Source organism: Bowdeniella massiliensis (genome assembly GCF_023634005.1).
GTDB classification, from domain to species: Bacteria; Actinomycetota; Actinomycetes; order Actinomycetales; family Actinomycetaceae; genus Bowdeniella; species Bowdeniella massiliensis.
In genome coordinates, this window is record NZ_JALIQR010000001.1 from 17,942 (window position 1) to 32,925 (window position 14,984).

General features: G+C 62.3%; 19 protein-coding genes. 1 reads left to right on the forward strand and 18 read right to left on the reverse strand.

Features of this window, described 5'->3' with window-relative positions; genetic code table 11:
* Genes MUN85_RS00115 through MUN85_RS00125 form a run of 3 tightly spaced genes read right to left on the reverse strand, consistent with a single transcriptional unit; the run spans position 1 to position 3,419 of the window.
* Complete coding sequence (locus tag MUN85_RS00115) at positions 1 to 558, reverse strand: hypothetical protein (RefSeq protein WP_250504831.1); 558 nt, start codon at positions 556 to 558, stop codon at positions 1 to 3.
* Entirely contained in the window at positions 551 to 1,621 is a 1,071-nt protein-coding gene (locus tag MUN85_RS00120; RefSeq protein ID WP_250504832.1) for a hypothetical protein, read from the reverse strand. The genes MUN85_RS00115 and MUN85_RS00120 overlap by 8 nt, the downstream gene beginning before the upstream one ends.
* Entirely contained in the window at positions 1,611 to 3,419 is a 1,809-nt protein-coding gene (locus MUN85_RS00125) for a fibronectin type III domain-containing protein (RefSeq protein ID WP_250504833.1), read from the reverse strand. The genes MUN85_RS00120 and MUN85_RS00125 overlap by 11 nt, the downstream gene beginning before the upstream one ends.
* Positions 3,420 to 3,462: 43 nt before the next feature.
* Between MUN85_RS00125 and MUN85_RS00130 the strand changes: the two genes are divergently transcribed.
* The gene (locus MUN85_RS00130) at positions 3,463 to 3,663 is read left to right on the forward strand and encodes a hypothetical protein (protein ID WP_250504834.1); all 201 of its coding nucleotides are present in this window, start codon (positions 3,463 to 3,465) and stop codon (positions 3,661 to 3,663) included.
* A 134-nt stretch (positions 3,664 to 3,797) separates the two neighbouring features.
* Here MUN85_RS00130 and MUN85_RS00135 read toward each other — a convergent pair whose 3' ends face one another.
* From MUN85_RS00135 to MUN85_RS00205, 15 genes are all read right to left on the reverse strand, one after another.
* Complete coding sequence (locus tag MUN85_RS00135; protein WP_250504835.1) at positions 3,798 to 6,956, reverse strand: peptidoglycan DD-metalloendopeptidase family protein; 3,159 nt, start codon at positions 6,954 to 6,956, stop codon at positions 3,798 to 3,800.
* 27 nt (positions 6,957 to 6,983) lie between these two features.
* Positions 6,984 to 7,391, reverse strand: coding sequence for a hypothetical protein (locus tag MUN85_RS00140; RefSeq protein ID WP_250504836.1), 408 nt, complete (start codon positions 7,389 to 7,391; stop codon positions 6,984 to 6,986).
* A 50-nt stretch (positions 7,392 to 7,441) separates the two neighbouring features.
* Positions 7,442 to 7,786, reverse strand: coding sequence for a hypothetical protein (locus tag MUN85_RS00145; RefSeq protein WP_250504837.1), 345 nt, complete (start codon positions 7,784 to 7,786; stop codon positions 7,442 to 7,444).
* A 20-nt stretch (positions 7,787 to 7,806) separates the two neighbouring features.
* Entirely contained in the window at positions 7,807 to 8,016 is a 210-nt protein-coding gene (locus tag MUN85_RS00150; protein WP_250504838.1) for a hypothetical protein, read from the reverse strand.
* Positions 8,017 to 8,108: 92 nt separating this feature from the next.
* Positions 8,109 to 8,771 carry a hypothetical protein gene (locus tag MUN85_RS00155; protein WP_250504839.1) on the reverse strand — a complete coding sequence of 221 codons (663 nt, stop codon included), beginning with the start codon at positions 8,769 to 8,771 and terminating at the stop codon, positions 8,109 to 8,111.
* 86 nt (positions 8,772 to 8,857) lie between these two features.
* Entirely contained in the window at positions 8,858 to 9,265 is a 408-nt protein-coding gene (locus MUN85_RS00160) for a hypothetical protein (protein WP_250504840.1), read from the reverse strand.
* Positions 9,262 to 9,588, reverse strand: coding sequence for a hypothetical protein (locus MUN85_RS00165; RefSeq protein ID WP_250504841.1), 327 nt, complete (start codon positions 9,586 to 9,588; stop codon positions 9,262 to 9,264). The genes MUN85_RS00160 and MUN85_RS00165 overlap by 4 nt, the downstream gene beginning before the upstream one ends.
* On the reverse strand, positions 9,588 to 9,992 hold the full coding sequence (locus tag MUN85_RS00170) for a hypothetical protein (RefSeq protein WP_250504842.1): 405 nt from the start codon (positions 9,990 to 9,992) through the stop codon (positions 9,588 to 9,590). Before MUN85_RS00170 ends, MUN85_RS00165 begins: the two co-directional genes overlap by 1 nt.
* A complete protein-coding gene (locus MUN85_RS00175) occupies positions 9,989 to 10,381 on the reverse strand; it encodes a hypothetical protein (RefSeq protein ID WP_250504843.1) in 393 nt (130 codons plus the stop codon). Before MUN85_RS00175 ends, MUN85_RS00170 begins: the two co-directional genes overlap by 4 nt.
* Before the next feature lie 5 nt (positions 10,382 to 10,386).
* Positions 10,387 to 10,701, reverse strand: coding sequence for a hypothetical protein (locus tag MUN85_RS00180; protein ID WP_250504844.1), 315 nt, complete (start codon positions 10,699 to 10,701; stop codon positions 10,387 to 10,389).
* A 75-nt stretch (positions 10,702 to 10,776) separates the two neighbouring features.
* Positions 10,777 to 11,793, reverse strand: coding sequence for a major capsid protein (locus MUN85_RS00185; RefSeq protein ID WP_250504845.1), 1,017 nt, complete (start codon positions 11,791 to 11,793; stop codon positions 10,777 to 10,779).
* Positions 11,793 to 12,170 (reverse strand): hypothetical protein, encoded by a 378-nt coding sequence (locus MUN85_RS00190; protein ID WP_250504846.1) that lies wholly within the window; start codon positions 12,168 to 12,170, stop codon positions 11,793 to 11,795. The genes MUN85_RS00185 and MUN85_RS00190 overlap by 1 nt, the downstream gene beginning before the upstream one ends.
* On the reverse strand, positions 12,163 to 12,696 hold the full coding sequence (locus tag MUN85_RS00195; RefSeq protein WP_250504847.1) for a hypothetical protein: 534 nt from the start codon (positions 12,694 to 12,696) through the stop codon (positions 12,163 to 12,165). Before MUN85_RS00195 ends, MUN85_RS00190 begins: the two co-directional genes overlap by 8 nt.
* A gap of 108 nt (positions 12,697 to 12,804) precedes the next feature.
* Positions 12,805 to 13,557: a VG15 protein gene (locus tag MUN85_RS00200; RefSeq protein WP_250504848.1), complete on the reverse strand. Its 753-nt coding sequence runs from the start codon at positions 13,555 to 13,557 to the stop codon at positions 12,805 to 12,807.
* 3 nt (positions 13,558 to 13,560) lie between these two features.
* Positions 13,561 to 14,979 (reverse strand): hypothetical protein, encoded by a 1,419-nt coding sequence (locus tag MUN85_RS00205; protein ID WP_250504849.1) that lies wholly within the window; start codon positions 14,977 to 14,979, stop codon positions 13,561 to 13,563.
* Between the last annotated feature and the right edge of the window lie 5 nt (positions 14,980 to 14,984).

Genomic DNA, 14,984 nt, shown 5'->3' on the forward strand with positions numbered 1-14,984 from the left:
CTAGAGTTTGATGAGCCGCCAGCCCACCCGGGAGAGCGCGGACTCGTTCGGGTTGCCGACCTGGAGCACATTCAGCCCGATCGAAGTCGCGGACTGGTTATACACCGAGACCCACGTGTAGCCCGTCGTGGTGAGCGTGTAGACGTCGAATCCGTACCCGGCGGGCGGGATATAGGGGGTCGGGATCGACCCACGCGCCACATACACCGGCGCATGCTTTTGCTCGTACAAGATCGGGGGCGGACCCGACACACCCGACGCCACATACGGCACCCCACCAATCACGACCGTGTTGTCGGGCGGTGCGGGGGGTGTCGTGCCACCATATTTCCCGACGATCGTCAGCGACTGGCCGAGGATCATGCACATCACCATGTCCCCAACGGCCAGGCCTGCGACGAGGGGCGGTTTCGTGAGCGGCGTCGAATCGGTGTCGGTGAAAAACCGGACCTCAACAATCGGGCCGATCTTGGTGACGAGGGCTTCACGGTAGGTCGCTGCCTGCGCGACGGGCCGGATGTATTCGTCCTCGATGAGGGGCAACAGGGGGTTAGGCATTGACGATCTCCCTCAACTCGGTGGAGACATCCTCACCAGGCTTGAGCGTGATGTCGTGTTTCTGGATCACGCACGGCACGTCGATGCCCCACCGGGTGGCACGGAACGTGACCACGTCGTTGAACCACGTGTCCACGTGGGCATGTTTGATCTGGAATTTCGAGAGCACTTGCTGTTCCTCCCACAGCAGCCGGTTCACGTAGGCTTGGAGGACGGCTTGGGACGTGGCTTCGACGGATTCCTCGAACCGCGTGATGACACGTCCACGCCGCACGGTCGAGAACGGCGAATCGGGGTTGTCGTTCCTAGCCGAGGCGCGCAACGGTGGTTTCTCGCCATCAGTCTCCGACAGGGCCACGACGTGGTTAGCGACCCGGTAGGAGTCGTAATCATGTGTGAACGCCGGGTCGTACAGCGCGTTGTCTTCGGTGTCCTCCAGGATGACCTCGACGGCGCGCTGTTGCGGGGGTTTACGCGGCCCGGACCGGTAGACGCCCCACCCGTCGCACCAGAGCGCGAAATACTCAATCGAATCCAGCAGCTTGTTCACGATCTGCAGTTTCGTGAACTGGTGATCAAACACTTGCGCGGTGCGCAGGGTTTCGTCTGAGTCGTCGATCGCGATCGCGGTCTCACCCGTTGACGCGATGATAGAGCGCACCCATTGGACGACGTTCGCGCCCGCCGGAACCGTGAACGTCTGCTCGTATTTCTCGCTATTGAGAATGTCGGTCTTGTCATACAGCTCAATCGTTTGCGCGCGGGCAGTGTCGTAGCTGGTGCCGGGTGCCGTCGGCAAATAGATACCGAGGGGCCGTTTGATTTCTTCGCCCGTGGTCTCGTCGATGGCGTGGAACCAGGGCTGTAACCGGTAGTCGTGCCATTCGATTTCGGGGCCCGTATAGTCCAGGGAGCCGCCACCACGGATGGTGGCGTTCACGTTCAGGGAGATGCTGCCGGACTCGAACCCGTCCAACACGCCGATGGGCACGTCGTGCCGGTTCAGAATATTGACCCAGTATTTCTCGGACCGGTGGCCCGCGAGCACCGGCTTATTCGACATGATGCACCTGCTCAAACGCAACGCTCATGGTTTGTTTGATGCGTTTAAACGACGTGGCGACGGGATCTACCGAGACAAACAGCTTGCGGAACGGGTCCCGATAGCACAGGGGTGCGGGCCGGAATGTCAGGTCTTCCCATTCCTCGTAGGTGGAGGAGCCGCCACCGATCTGCGCCGACAGCGAGACCTTCCCGGTACGGCGTTCCCCCATGATCTCCGTCGGATACGTACGCCCGAGCCGTTCTTTACGGACCTTTTCCTGGCCGGGGGTGAACTCGATGGTCGCGTTGTCACGCACCTTGGTGACGTTCGTGAATCCTTGGCCGTGGTTGACGTACACCCAGCCACGTGACCGGGTGTGAACGGTGGCGATGGTGTCGCGTTCGGAGCCGATGCTGGAGGTCGCTGTCACGCGGTACTCGACGTCCTGGTCCAGGGGCGGGATTGGGTCAGTGATCGCGACCTCGGTCGGCAGGTTATCGGCGAGGACTTTCCACGTGCCGTCGGGCTGTTTCCGCGCGATGGTGAGCTTCTCGGTCGCGACCTGCGCAGCAGTCGCCGCAGCCGACACCATGACCGCACCCGATTCGAGATCCCAATACAGATCAACAGTCGGTGCGCCAGGCTGCGCGTACTCGACCGAGAACACACGCTGGTATTCAGCGGACCAGACACCCTCCCCGTCACGGACCGCGACAAACAGCACATAGGAGGATTTGTCGGCCAGGACGGTGGGGATCGCATGCGAGGACGCCGACGACGTGCGCGTCACCGAATATAACTCGATACCGTCACTGGTTTCGAGGCGGACGCGGTAGCCGGACTGGGCGGTGCCTTCCGGATCATAGTAGGTCCAGGCCGCAGTCGTCCTGGCCGAGATCACGGTCTGTCCGGGCGTGGTGACGGTGACCGAGGGCGCGGCAGATGTGCGGTACACGGCGGCAGCTGACCAGGGCGAGGCATTCGCGTGATCACCCCACGTCCTCACTGACCACTCGTAGGTGCGTCCGTTAGCGAACGTGTTCGCCGCGAATGTGCGCGCTTGGGTGCGGGAGGTGGTTTTGCCGCTGGAGGTCCATGAGGTAGCGCCCACGAGCCGGTACCTCAGCTCGTACGCGCTCTGCGCGGTCGTGTCGATCGCGTTGTGTCGCCACGTGAACGTGGCTGTTTTGGTGGCGTCGAATGCGCCCGCCGAGGGTACGAGTTGGGAGGGCGCAGCCGGGGCCGTCAACAGCTGCACAGTGTTCGAGGAGGCGGACATGACGCCCGGAATAGTCCCTGCGACAGCCTGCACCCGGTAGGTGTGCGTCACCGACGGGTCCGGGTTTGTATGCGTGAACTCGGTGGCGGAGCCCGCCACCGTCCCAACCTTGACGAACTCGCCGCCATCCGGGGAATCAAAAATGTTATAGGCGGTGCCGTAGGCATCGTTCTGCCGGAACGTGACGGTGATGTCGCCACTGGTTTTCTCGGCAGAGACGCTCGTCGGCGCGGACGGAGTCGTATACGTCCACCCTTCAGAGAACACGCGCGCCGAATCCCCGGCACCGTTACGGGCACGCACACCATACCGGTAGCGTTCGTTCGGGACGGTGCCCTGGTCCGCATACGACGAATATTCCGGGTAGACGGTCGCGATATCCCGCCAGCTGCCGCGATTCGAGTCATACCGCTCAATAACGAGGCTATCGGTCGGATTCGCGGGGTGTCCCGGGTTCGTCGCCGAATACCAGACGATATGGCGCGTGTCGGATTCACGCGACACGGTCAGCGGGCCGGGAGTACGCGGCAGGTCCACGGGACGACGGCCCACAGTGTGGGACGCCGACACCGTGATCGGCGTGGACAGGCCAACAACCTCGATACCCGTCAACGTGGCCGAGATCGAACGCCGCGTCGTAGACGTGTACGAGACCGGCACGCTGATCGTGCCCGAATACACGCGCGTCGTCGTACCCGACGAATGCGAAATCGAAGCAGTCCCCGTCCAGGACCACGACCCGCCGACCCTCAACGAGTTCGTCGTATCCGTCAGCGAATAACGCGTCTGAACATACACCCGGGCATTCAACGACACCGACGACGTAGCGGCAGCGACTGTTCCCGGAGTCTGAATAAACTCCACACCCAGCCGCACACGCCCACCAGCCCACGCGCCCCACGAAATCGCCATTGCCTATACTCCCGTCAATTGCCGCTTCGACTGCCGCAAATCCGCCACATGCTCAGTGAGGCGCTCATCCGTCTTGCGTCGCAGGTAGGCAGGGAATTCCTCATCCCCGACCTGGAGCGTGACCTCGTCCGGGAAAGCAGCAACCTGCTGAGCACGAGCCGCGAGCGCCCGCATTTGGTTGTCGTTAAGAATCCATTCATCACGTCCGGTGTTATTCAGAACCATGGAGAGGCCTGGGGGCAGGTTTCCGCCTCGGTCCCGGAAAAGGTAGCCGGGATTGACGGCGCGTCCGATGCCGCCACGATGTTCCTCGAAATGCAGGTGGACGCCGGTGACGTTGCCGGTCGCGCCTTGCGCGCCGATACGTTGCCCGGCCTTAACCTCCTGGCCGGGTTTGACGACGACTCCGCCGACGGGGTTATGCCCGTAATAAGTCCATTTGGAGCCACCGTGGGACAGGAGAATGCCGATACCAGTTCGTCCGGGAACAATGTTCCATCCGGTTTTGGCGACTTTGCCGTTCCAGGCGGCGTAGGTGGGTCCGCCTCCGGCGATGTCAACGCCTGCGTGGAATGCGCCCCAGCGGGGGCCGTACCAGGAGGTGATGGGGCCGCGGGAGGGGCGGGCGAAACCGCCGGTGGTGCCAACGAATTCTGCGCCGCCATCGGCGATGGCCTGCTCGTCGTGGCCGCGGATCCATTTCACGAGGGCGTCGATGGAGCGTTGGGACATGCCGGAGACGACCGACCCCATGTGTCCCCACTGTCCAACGGTGCGGGAGATGAGGGCTTGCAGGGGACGCAAGATGAAGTCGGCGGCTTTCGCGAGACCACCACGCACCCACTTGATGGCGCGTCCACCCGTGTTGTCCCACGCCCATTTCGCACCAGACTTGATAGCTCCCCACGTGCTGGATGCCCAGTCGGAGATCCCGCCGGCAGCGACCATGGACTCGCGTGGAGTGCGTCCCACGGCTTGGCGGGCCAGACGCGGGTCGAGGTCACGGCCTGCCGCGAGCGCCTTCGCGGTTTCGGCTGCGGTGTAGACGCGGTTGGGTTGCGTGAAGTTGACGAGTTCGGGGCCTTCTTCACCTACGAGGGTCCAGCCGGGGTGGGTGTAGCCGCCGCGTGCCCTGCGGGCGTAGGAGGGGAGTCCGTAGGAGGAGGCTTTGGTGCCGCCGATGCGGCCCGCTGCGGGGAGGCGTGCGCCGGAGCCGACGGCTTTAGCGACGTTGTCGAACGCTTTTTTGATGCCCTTGTCCCACACGTTTTCCAGGACCCAGTTGATGGGGACGGCGAAGAAGTTCTTGACACCGTTCCAGGCGTCGCCGATGAGTTCTGCGCCGCGTTGTACCCATCCCGGAAGGGTTTTGGTGAAGAAGTCACCAAAGGCTTGCAGGACGGGTTTGATTCCTTTGGTCCAGATCGAGGAGATCGTGTCCTTGATGCCGTTCCAGACGGGGGCGACGATGGTGTCCCGGAACCACGTGAAGGCGGGGCCGAGGGTGCGTTGGAGGAAGTCCCCAATGGCCGAGAATACGGGCTTGATGTAGTTGTTCCATGCGCTGGAGATCAGGTTAGAGATCCAGTCCCAGACCGGTTTAATAACGTTGTTGTACAGCCAGGAAAAGAACGAGCCAACGTTTTTGATCGCGAAGACAATGAGGTCGAAGACGAGGCGCAGGACGTTCCACTGGACCTGAATCCACCACGAGATCAGTCCCCAAATCGGTTGGATGATGTTAATCCACAACCACTGGAAGACGGACCCGATTCCTTGGATGACGGAACCAATCGTGTTGAACACGGGCTGGAGGTAGCTCCACGCAGTCGCGACCGCGTTCTTGATGCCTTCCCAGGCTTGTTTCGCGACATCCCGAATGCGTTGGAAGATAGGGACGAGCGTGTTGGTGACGAACCCTGACATGGCGTCCCATGCGGGTTTGATGTAGTCATTCCACGCGGTGGAGATCGTGTCCTTAATCCAGTTCCAGGCACTATCGATCGCGTTTTTGACGTCCTCGTTCGTGTTGTACAGGTAGATGAGGGAACCGACGAGCGCGCCGATCACGGTAACGATGCGCATGATCGGGTTCGCAGCCAAGACCGCGTTCCACATGGCTTGCGCGGCGGTCACGGCCTTGAGGATATTGGAGACACCACCGACGGAGACCTTGTACAGGCCCCAGGCGGTGGCAGCGCCCGCGAGCGCGGAGGCCACGAGCTTGATGGAGTTTTCGTTCTCCTTCAGCCACTTGACGGCGTCCTTGCCCTTGGCGATCGCGTCATCCAGGAGTTCCGCGATCTTCTCGCCGGCACGTTTGGCGAGGTCCTCGATCGGTTCCATCCAGTCGATGACTTTGGAGAAAAATTCCTGGAACTTCGGGTACACGCCCGATAGGAGGTTTGCTCCCGCGCGTCCGAGGGCCGCGAGGGCGTTATTGAACGAGCCGGACAGGGTTTTACCGGATTCCAGGGCCGCGCCGCCGACACCCTTTTCCATGGCGGCTTGGAACGTCGCGAAATCGATTTCGCCCTTGGACGCCATCTTCGCGGTCTCTTCGCTGGTTTTACCGATGTGCTTCGCGATGAGGGACAGGGCAGGGACGCCCGCGTCATGCAGCTGGTTAATGACGTCCATCTGCACCTTGTTGGACGCGGCGACCTTGTTGAAGATCGCGCCCATTTCGCCCATGTCACGGCCCGCGATCGTGGACGTGTCAGCCACGAGCTTCAGAGTGCGTTCTAGCTCCTTGCCGGGTTTCACGCCTGCGGCGACAGCGTTAGCCGCAACAGTCGCCGCCTCACCAAGACCGAACGCGGTGCCCTTCACGGAGGCAAGCGCGTTCCCCATGATGGTCTCGACCGACTTCGCGGAGTGTCCGAGGCCCACGAGCTTCGCTTTGGCTTGCTCGATGGCTTGGAGGCGATCGAAGCCCTTTTTCAGGCCGGTCGCGATGATGCCACCGACAGCGGCACCCGTTGCGACCGCGCCCGCTTTCATGGCCTTCTTCGCCGCGGTCGCGACCTTCCCACCGAACACGCTGCCGGTTTTCGTGGCGGCCGGATTCTTAGCTAGATCATCGAATTCCTTTCCGATGTCTTGCTGCATGCCCTTGAACGTGGGGCGGATGAGAACTTCGGCGATACCGACAACCGGCATGGGGTGACCTCCGTTCTCGGTAGGGGGTTAAAAGAAATCGGCCTCGTCGAATCCGAACAGGGCCATGGTCGTGTTCGCGAACTCGATATCGCGGGCTTCGCGCGCCTTTTCGAGCGCGGTGCGGGGCCGTGGGAATGGGCCGGGTTTGGTGGGTTTACCCCCATGGATGGAGGCCAGGATGTAGGTCTGTTTTTCGACCGCGTCGATGAGGTCCGCGATCATTTGCTCGTTTAGGCCCCATTCGGCTACTCGTGGCGACCATGCCTCTTTCGCGGTTTCAGATGGGGGCTGGGTTTCTTCGAGGTTGAGTCGCTCTGCGGCGACTTCGGGGTCTTGGGCTTGCGCCTCCCACAGGCGAGCGGTGCGTGGCAGCTGCTCGATGAGGTCGAGGAGCGCGATGATGCGCCCGTCAGCGAGCCACTGGGCGAGGTCCACGCCGTAGAACTGTTGCAGGTCGGCGCGGACCTCGGCCCGGTAACGCTCGATTAGCTGTCGGAGGCGTCCTCTTCCCCCTGCGTGCCCCAGATGCCCTCGTAGTAGGTTTGGGCGGACTGGACGACGGCGAGGAGCTCGCGCAGCGTCAATCGTTCCTTACGGAGCGCGGCAGCGTCCTTTTCGGACAGCCACTGGTCCAGGAACTGCCAGTGCGTGAGTTGCCCGGTCTGCCATTGGGCCATGAGGGTTTCGGCGGCTTCGGAGTCCTGGTCGAAGATGTCCGGGAACGTGATGATCTTCGAGTCAGACAGCGCGAGCCGGTACGGTTCCGGCTTCTTCACCTCGCGCTTGATCGCCTTGAGTGATGCGGTGGGCTGGATCTTGTCGGTAGCCATGATCGTGTCTCCTTGTGGGGTTACTTCTTGCTGGCCGTCTTCGCGGTCTCGGGCTTCGAGGTCTTATCCGAGGACTCGGACTTCGAGGCTTCGGTCTCGGTCTTGGTGTCCTTGTCCTCGTCGAGGGTGAATCCCTCGTTCAGGAGGCGGTTCTTCTCAGAGACGAGGCTGGTCGGGATCGTGAGGTCGCCCTTGGTCAGGACGTACAGGTCGGCGGTCTTTCCGCTCATGGGAGGCTCCTTAGCTGCGGGGGTGGTGGCCGTTGATGGTGGTGTGGCGGGCCGGGTGGCCACCGACAAGTGCCCGGCCCGCCACAGACTGGTTACGCGGCGACGAAACCGAGGACGTCCTTATGCTTCAGGGCACCGGTACCACCGAGGTAGTGACGCACGGGAGTGCCGGTCTCGTCATCGGAGGACACGTCGAGCGTGATCTCGGTGGAGGCGGGGCCTTCCTTCTGCCACTGCTCGGATCCACCGCCGGACAGCTTCACGGAATGGAAGCCCTTGCCCATCACCCACAGGGCGTCGGCGGGGCCATCAACCGCGACGATCAGGAGGCGGTATTCCTTATTGATTGGCATATCGGGCTCATCGAACACGATCTCGCCGGTCGTCGGGTCCTGCGTCACGCCGGACAGGTCGGCACCATAGATGAGTTCGAGCATGTGCTTGCGGCCCTTTTCCAGGACAGTGAACGTCACCGATCGGGGCACGCGCGTGACATCGCTACGCACCGGGGATGCGTAGCCGAGAGCATCGATGTCTTCCTTCTCGATGTCTCGCGTGTAGTTGTATCCGTCGGGCGTGACCATCCCGACCGGCAGGTAGCCTGCGGTCTTCAGGTCCGCGAACGTACCGGCGGCTTCCAGGAGCTTTTCCGGGAGTTCCTTCGACATGGGGGCGAGGAACGCGACAGCCTTCTGAGCTTTACGGATCAGCTGACGGTTGTCTGCGTCGACCCGCAATTCGTCAAATGTGGGCATGAGAGGTTTTCCCTTCTGGGTGGTGGGTGTGACAAAGCCCCCGACGGTAGGTCCGTTGGGGGCGGCAGCGGTCAGCTGGTCAGCGATTAGGCGAAGGTCTCCAACGGGCGGGAGACCACCTTCAGCGTCATCGACGCTTTATGGATCCGGTCGTAGAACGAATCCCGATTCGAGGGCATCGAGGTCGTGGAGACCTCGTCAATGAACCCGTAGCTGGTTTCGATCTGTTCGCCGCACACGAAGCGGCGCACATCCTCGGCAGCTGGACGCGCGAGCTCGCCCTGGGTGTACACATCGATCTGAATGTCATCGGTGCGATCGATATAGGATTCGCGTCCGGTGGGCAGGGTAATGATGTGCGCGATGGGGAACGGACCGACAAGCACCCCGTAGTCATCGACTTGCAGGATGAGGGTAGGGTGCGCGGGCGAGCCTTCACGCGACAGAATGTCGTACAGCGCGGCTTCCGCGTCCGGGTAAGCGAGGTCATTCATTTCAGGATGCTTTCGGCGTTCGCGAGCGCCCAGGACAGGATTCGGTCGTGCATCGGGCGCCAGGATTCGAGTTCTTGCACGACGGCGGCTCCGACGCGCTGGTTATGTTTAAAACCGATGTTCACCGTCCGGTTTTCGGTGCGGTACCGTGAGCGTTTCTCGGTTGGGTAGCCTTTGGCTTCTTCGAGGTAGCGGGCGCGGGTCGCGATGGTTTCGGCAGCGGTTTTCGTTGCCGTGGCGACGCCTTCGGAGCGGACGAGTTCCGCGAAGCCGTCGTCGATAGACCGGTAGTGCCGGGAACCTGGGACGGGATGGGATTTCACTACTCGCCACCTCCGTCGGGGCCGGGTGCGGTGATGGGTTTGGCTGGGCCTTCCTGGTGCAGGCTGATGGCCCAGCCGAGGGGCCAGTCACCGGGGCGTCCGTCAATGGACCAGGTTCCGCTCATCCACTGCCCGTCGGGCACGATGATGACATCGCTGGGGTGGAACATGAACTGTCGGCGTCCGTTGATATGCGGCAGGTAGAGGGTGGGGCTGGTGGGGTTCTCGTTCGTTTGGCCGCGCGCATCGGTCGTGGAACCGGGCGCGATGAGGCACTTGGCGGCGACTCGCACTTGGGTGGGTGGAGTGTTCCTGCCGAGCTTGTCGATTCCGCCACCACGTTCGACGACGACATCGACCCAGAAATAGGTCGGGAATACCTTCAGCAGGCGGAGGATGTTCACCGGATGCCACCCATGTAGGTGGAGAACACGCGCCCGGTCTCGACCGTGACCCCCAGGAGGGCTTTGTCCCGCTTAGTGAGGTACACGTCCCCGTTGTCGGGTTTACGGAACGAGACTTGGCCCGTGAATGGTCCGGTCGTGAACGATTGGGACGCGACACCCGGGTCGTCGAACTCGGGTGATTTCAGGGCGCGCCGCACGATGCGTTCGACGACGAACTGGACGGTCTCGAGGTCGAGTTCCCCGTTCGCGAGGCGTTCGCGTACTCCGCGCGTGTTCCCGACTTCCATGTTGGCTTCACGGAGCGTGAACTCGACGTCGGTTTCGTCTTTGTCCGCGACGGCGGGCCACTTGACGCGGAGCTGTTCGAGGGTGAGGAACTCGTCCACGATGGCTACTTCTTCTTCGTGGTGCGGCGGGCGCGGGTGGTCTTCTTAGGCTCAGGATCTGCGCCGGTGAAGTCGAGGTCATCGACGTCGTTGCCGGCGGCGAGCTCTTCCCCGTTGTCCTCAGAGTCATCGGTCTCGTCTTCGACGGTTTCCTCGTCCAGGGTATCGGGTTCGGATTCTTCCGGGGCGGGTGCGTCATCGCCGCTGTAGGTGTGTTCGCCGAGGTGTTCGAATGCCCAGTCGGGCACTGTGTCACCGATGTGGAAATAGTGCATGTCGCCGCCCTTAGGGGCGGAGGTGTTAACGATGAACGTGGCCATGATGTCTCCTTCAGGGGCCGGCGTGGCGCGCACTCCATGTCCGATTGATGCGCGCCACGCCGGGGCTTATTGGGGTTAGGCCGCGACCTTCACAGCGAGGGACAAGTTCGCGTTCTCCAGGACCGGCAGGCCGATCGCGTCGGACACGACTTCGGCGATCATCGGCGGCTTGTCGCCACGGGTGACACCCACAACGATGCCGGACTGTTCATCGTCTGCGAGGTTGTATGCCTCGTGCTGGGAGGTCAGGGTCCGACCCCAGTACGTGGCACCCAGGTCGGTACCGAACTCGTCGTTCGGGTCACCCGGGGCAGGCAGGAACAGGATCGTGTTCTCAGGAATGACCAGGCCGGCGCGGGTGCGACGGTTGTAGGCCAGGATCGGCGGGATACCGTGGTCATCGAGAACACCACCCATCTCGGCGTTGGAGATGACACGCGAGCCGGTGGTGGCCTTGAAGTCATCACCGGCCTTCAGCAGGCGCACGGCCTTACGTCCCGCGAGGATGACCCCGGGCGCGATGCCACCGTTCTTCTCGGTGTACAGGTCCACCATCTGCTCCAGGAACTCCAGCCGCCCGGTGGTTCCGGCATCCCACAGCTGGGATGCGGTGTGCGTCAGCGCCGGGTCGCGACCGAAGTCGTCATCCGACTTGAAGTTCACCTGGTTGATGGTGGACTTACCGGTCAGTAGCGCGATACCGCGCTGCCGTTCCATACGCTCGGCGACAGCCTTCACGGCCCGGATCGCGGCGCGTTCGATGGCGGAGCGGATCGCTTCATCGCCAGCGTTACGGTTCTTCAGCTGCGCGTATTCGGGCACGATGTGTTCGCGACCGATAGCAGGCAGTTCCAGGACGACACGCTTGCCGCCTGCAACGCTCCCGACCGAGGGCGGTGCGTCGTAGGCACGGAATTCCGCTTCCTCGACGAGACCGTTCTCCCCGACGGTGAACGAGACGGTGATGTCGTCGCGGAGGGCGTTCGGCAGGAACCGAGCTAGGGAGTCGTCGCGGCCTTCGAGGTCCTCGAACGCGGCGCGCGCGAACCCGGTCAGTTCCGCCGGATCATAAATATCAGTCCAGAGTGGCATTAGCTAGCCTCCCCCTTCACGAACGTGAAACCGCTGGCATCAGCGGTCGCGGGTACAGTGAACTCTCCGGGAACCTTCTCGGCGTGAACGATGCCGTGCACGAGGACAGCCACATTAATGTTGGTGTCCAGAATCCCGGTAATGGCGTGGTTGTGCAAGATGAAGCCGAGCTTCGCGCCTGCCGCGTCGGTAAAGGGCTTGAGGTCGCCCGGGTCGCTGTAATCGACGGGGGTACCGGACAGCAGTTGGCCGTCCTTAGCCTGGGCCTTGAACGTCTCCACCTTCAGCGAGGCAGTGATGCCATCGCGGAGGGCGTGCCCGTTCACGAGCCAGCTGTGGTCTTCCCCGCCGAACTTCTGTGCGCGCAAATTAGGCATTCGCGTGCTCCTTTCGGTTTTTGCGGGCCAGGAATCGATCGCGGCCCGCAGCGGTGCTTGAGGTGTTGGCGGCTTCGCCGCCGGTGGTGGATGAGGAATGCACGACACCGTGGTTCTGCGTCACAAGGTCTGCGACGAGCTTCGCGGACTCAGCGATCTCTTCTTCGGTCTCGCCCTTGACGAGGGAGACGTAGTCCTGGGGGATGTTGTGCTTGATCACGGCATCGCTGACCATGAGCCGTGTCTCAAGGGCACTAATCCGGGACTTGAGTTCACTGTTTTCCGTGGCCGTCTGTTCCTTGGTTTCCGTGAGCTTCCGGTAAGCGGCCGCGTCCTTTTCGTCGCGCTTCGCGCGCTCTTCCCAGGTGCGTGCCTGCTTCTTCCAGTGCTCGATATCGGAGTCCTGCTCCGTCTTCGCCTCAGGGGTCTTCTGCTTGTTCAGATCGCTGGGCTTGACGGTCGTGGTCTCCGTCGTGGTCTCGGTTTTCTCGGGGAGTTCGACGGGATCGGACGTGGACTTAGCCATGGGTGTGCTTCCTTCCTGCACCCATTCCGGGTACGCGGGTGCCCATTTCGGGCGGAGGTGGTGGTTGTCTTGCCGTGCCCTTTCGGCACGGAAGTCTGAGGGCCGCGGTTATGCCGCGGATTCTAGATCGTCGTGGTGGCCTTCCTCGACGAATTCGGAGGACTGCTGACGCATGACCGCGAGGATCTTCTTCGGATCGGAGGCTTCCTTACCCGACAACGTCTTGCGGGCCTTGAGGTAGATCTCCTCGTACATGAAGTCCGGGTCGTAACCCTCGGGGTAGGCCTGGAACAGGCCGATCGGGATGGCACGGCACCGGCACCCGCCGTGGTATCTCGTCCCGTCCTGGGCTTGCAGCGCTTTATCTTGCGTCGCATAGATCGAGCCGCGGGAGGCGAGCATGATGCAAAACGCGCACGCCTTCCCCGTGGAAAGGGACGGTACCCGCGCCCACCTGACCCGGTCACGGACCGAGTTCCGAGCAATCGTGTCGCGACCAAACTGCCGAATCGACTTGTCCGCCAACTGCGTGACACTCGCGAGCGCCTTCTTCGGGTCCTCGCTGTAGAGATGCCGGGTGGCGTAGTTCGTAGCGCGCCGCAACTGTTGCGGGTTAATGACGGTGGCGAGGTCGGCGGGGTTACCGCCGGCGGCCTCATAGAACTGGGCGGCGAGCTCGGCAGCGACCTTCCCATAATTCGACACCCAGTAGTACATGGCGCGTTGGATGCCTTCACGGCACGCCGCAGGGTTGGTCAGGTCGAGCTGCGCGAAAAACGCCGTGATCTCTTTATCGGCGAGATCCGCGAGCGTGTCCGTCCCTTTCGTGTATTCCGCGATGAGTTCGTCCGCGAGCGCCATGGGTTAGGCCTCGATTTGGGCGGGTTCAGTCGCGGCGGGTGGGGGTTGGGGTGTGTTGCGGTTGATCGCGTTGATGAGGTCGCGGGCGATGTTGGTGGCGGTTTGGCGTTCGCGCGCGTTCCGGAGTTGTTCCTTTTGGGCTTCCTGGATGGGCAGGATGTCGATGAAGGTGTCGGTGTCTTTGGCCCATTCGAGGGCCGCCCCGAGTTTGAGGGCCATGTCCATTTGTTGTGCAACGGAGTTCATGCCGGGGGCTTCGAACGTGGCCCGGACCTTGCGCATCTCGTTGCGTAGGGTCTGGGTGTCTCCGTGGAGGATGGCCATCGTGTGGTAGGCAAGCTCTCGGCGCGCCTGCGAATAGTAGGGCAGCATGTCGGAGACGATGTCGGCCAGCGGCGCGGATTCGAGGTTGATCGCTTCGGCGGAGGCCGGGTTCTCGGTGTGGAGTCCGACGAGGGACTTCGGGAGGTGGGTTTCGGAGGCGTACAGTCCCGAGAGTGCGCGTAGGGCCGCGATGTGGGGTTCCATCGAGCCTTGGGTGAGTTGCTCAAGGCGGGGCTCTCGCCATTCGCCGGTTTCTTCATCAAAGAAGTCGGGGATTCCCCACACGGCGGTGGCGAGAATGGACAGCGGGTCGATGGGTTCACCGTTCTTGTCGGTGAAGGCTGCTTCGTGCGCGCCCATGAGTGCGCGGCGGGGCATCGCGTACGCTTCGCCATGCACTTCCAGACGCAGGATGGTACGTACCGCGAGCTCGGTCAGTCCCAGAACGACGTCGTTGATGCGGGAACGTCCAAATGGCTGCTCTAAGGTCGGGTCCCACCGGTACAGGACGCACGGGTTCGGGCTCTTGGTGCGGGTTTCGCGCGTGACATACAAGGACGTGCCAATGGACTCGATTTCCAGGGCACGATCGCCGAGGTAGAGCACCCAGTGCTTCTTATCAACGACTTCCAGGGACGCGTCCACTCGCATGGTGCGCATGTTCATGGTCGCAGTGGCTTCGAGCGCGGATTTCGCGGAGTAGATGACCTCAGGTTCACCGGCGGCGGTGTCGCCCTTGGTGATGAACATGAATGCGCAGCCGTGCCGGAGGCTGGAGCGAGTGGCCATTTTGTCCAGGATAGGGACACGGTCATCGTTGACAGCGACGCTGATGTCGCTGGCGATAGTGCCGTCACCAACTTGCCGGTATCCAGTCGGTTTAATCCACCGTGCCGGGGTGGCGACAGCTTTCTCGGGCCAACCGATCACGACAGCGAGGTCCATCATCGATTTCGGGATGGACATCATCGTGTTATCGATACGTTTCTTCGCGTCCGCGTACAGGGACAGGTTGAGGTTGCGGCGGCGGTGGGAAGCGATCTGGCGCGTCAGTTTGTGGAAGATCGTAGCTTCAGCTCCGGCGAGTTCTTGCGTCACGTGGT

Bases quoted from the DNA above. Each gene is read 5' to 3' on its own strand.
- MUN85_RS00115 (WP_250504831.1), bottom strand. From the start codon at position 558: ATGCCTAACCCCCTGTTGCCCCTCATCGAGGACGAATACATCCGGCCC.
- MUN85_RS00120 (WP_250504832.1), bottom strand. From the start codon at position 1,621: ATGTCGAATAAGCCGGTGCTCGCGGGCCACCGGTCCGAGAAATACTGG.
- MUN85_RS00135 (WP_250504835.1), bottom strand. From the start codon at position 6,956: ATGCCGGTTGTCGGTATCGCCGAAGTTCTCATCCGCCCCACGTTCAAG.
- MUN85_RS00145 (WP_250504837.1), bottom strand. From the start codon at position 7,786: ATGGCTACCGACAAGATCCAGCCCACCGCATCACTCAAGGCGATCAAG.
- MUN85_RS00150 (WP_250504838.1), bottom strand. From the start codon at position 8,016: ATGAGCGGAAAGACCGCCGACCTGTACGTCCTGACCAAGGGCGACCTC.
- MUN85_RS00155 (WP_250504839.1), bottom strand. From the start codon at position 8,771: ATGCCCACATTTGACGAATTGCGGGTCGACGCAGACAACCGTCAGCTG.
- MUN85_RS00160 (WP_250504840.1), bottom strand. From the start codon at position 9,265: ATGAATGACCTCGCTTACCCGGACGCGGAAGCCGCGCTGTACGACATT.
- MUN85_RS00180 (WP_250504844.1), bottom strand. From the start codon at position 10,701: ATGGCCACGTTCATCGTTAACACCTCCGCCCCTAAGGGCGGCGACATG.
- MUN85_RS00185 (WP_250504845.1), bottom strand. From the start codon at position 11,793: ATGCCACTCTGGACTGATATTTATGATCCGGCGGAACTGACCGGGTTC.
- MUN85_RS00190 (WP_250504846.1), bottom strand. From the start codon at position 12,170: ATGCCTAATTTGCGCGCACAGAAGTTCGGCGGGGAAGACCACAGCTGG.
- MUN85_RS00195 (WP_250504847.1), bottom strand. From the start codon at position 12,696: ATGGCTAAGTCCACGTCCGATCCCGTCGAACTCCCCGAGAAAACCGAG.
- MUN85_RS00200 (WP_250504848.1), bottom strand. From the start codon at position 13,557: ATGGCGCTCGCGGACGAACTCATCGCGGAATACACGAAAGGGACGGAC.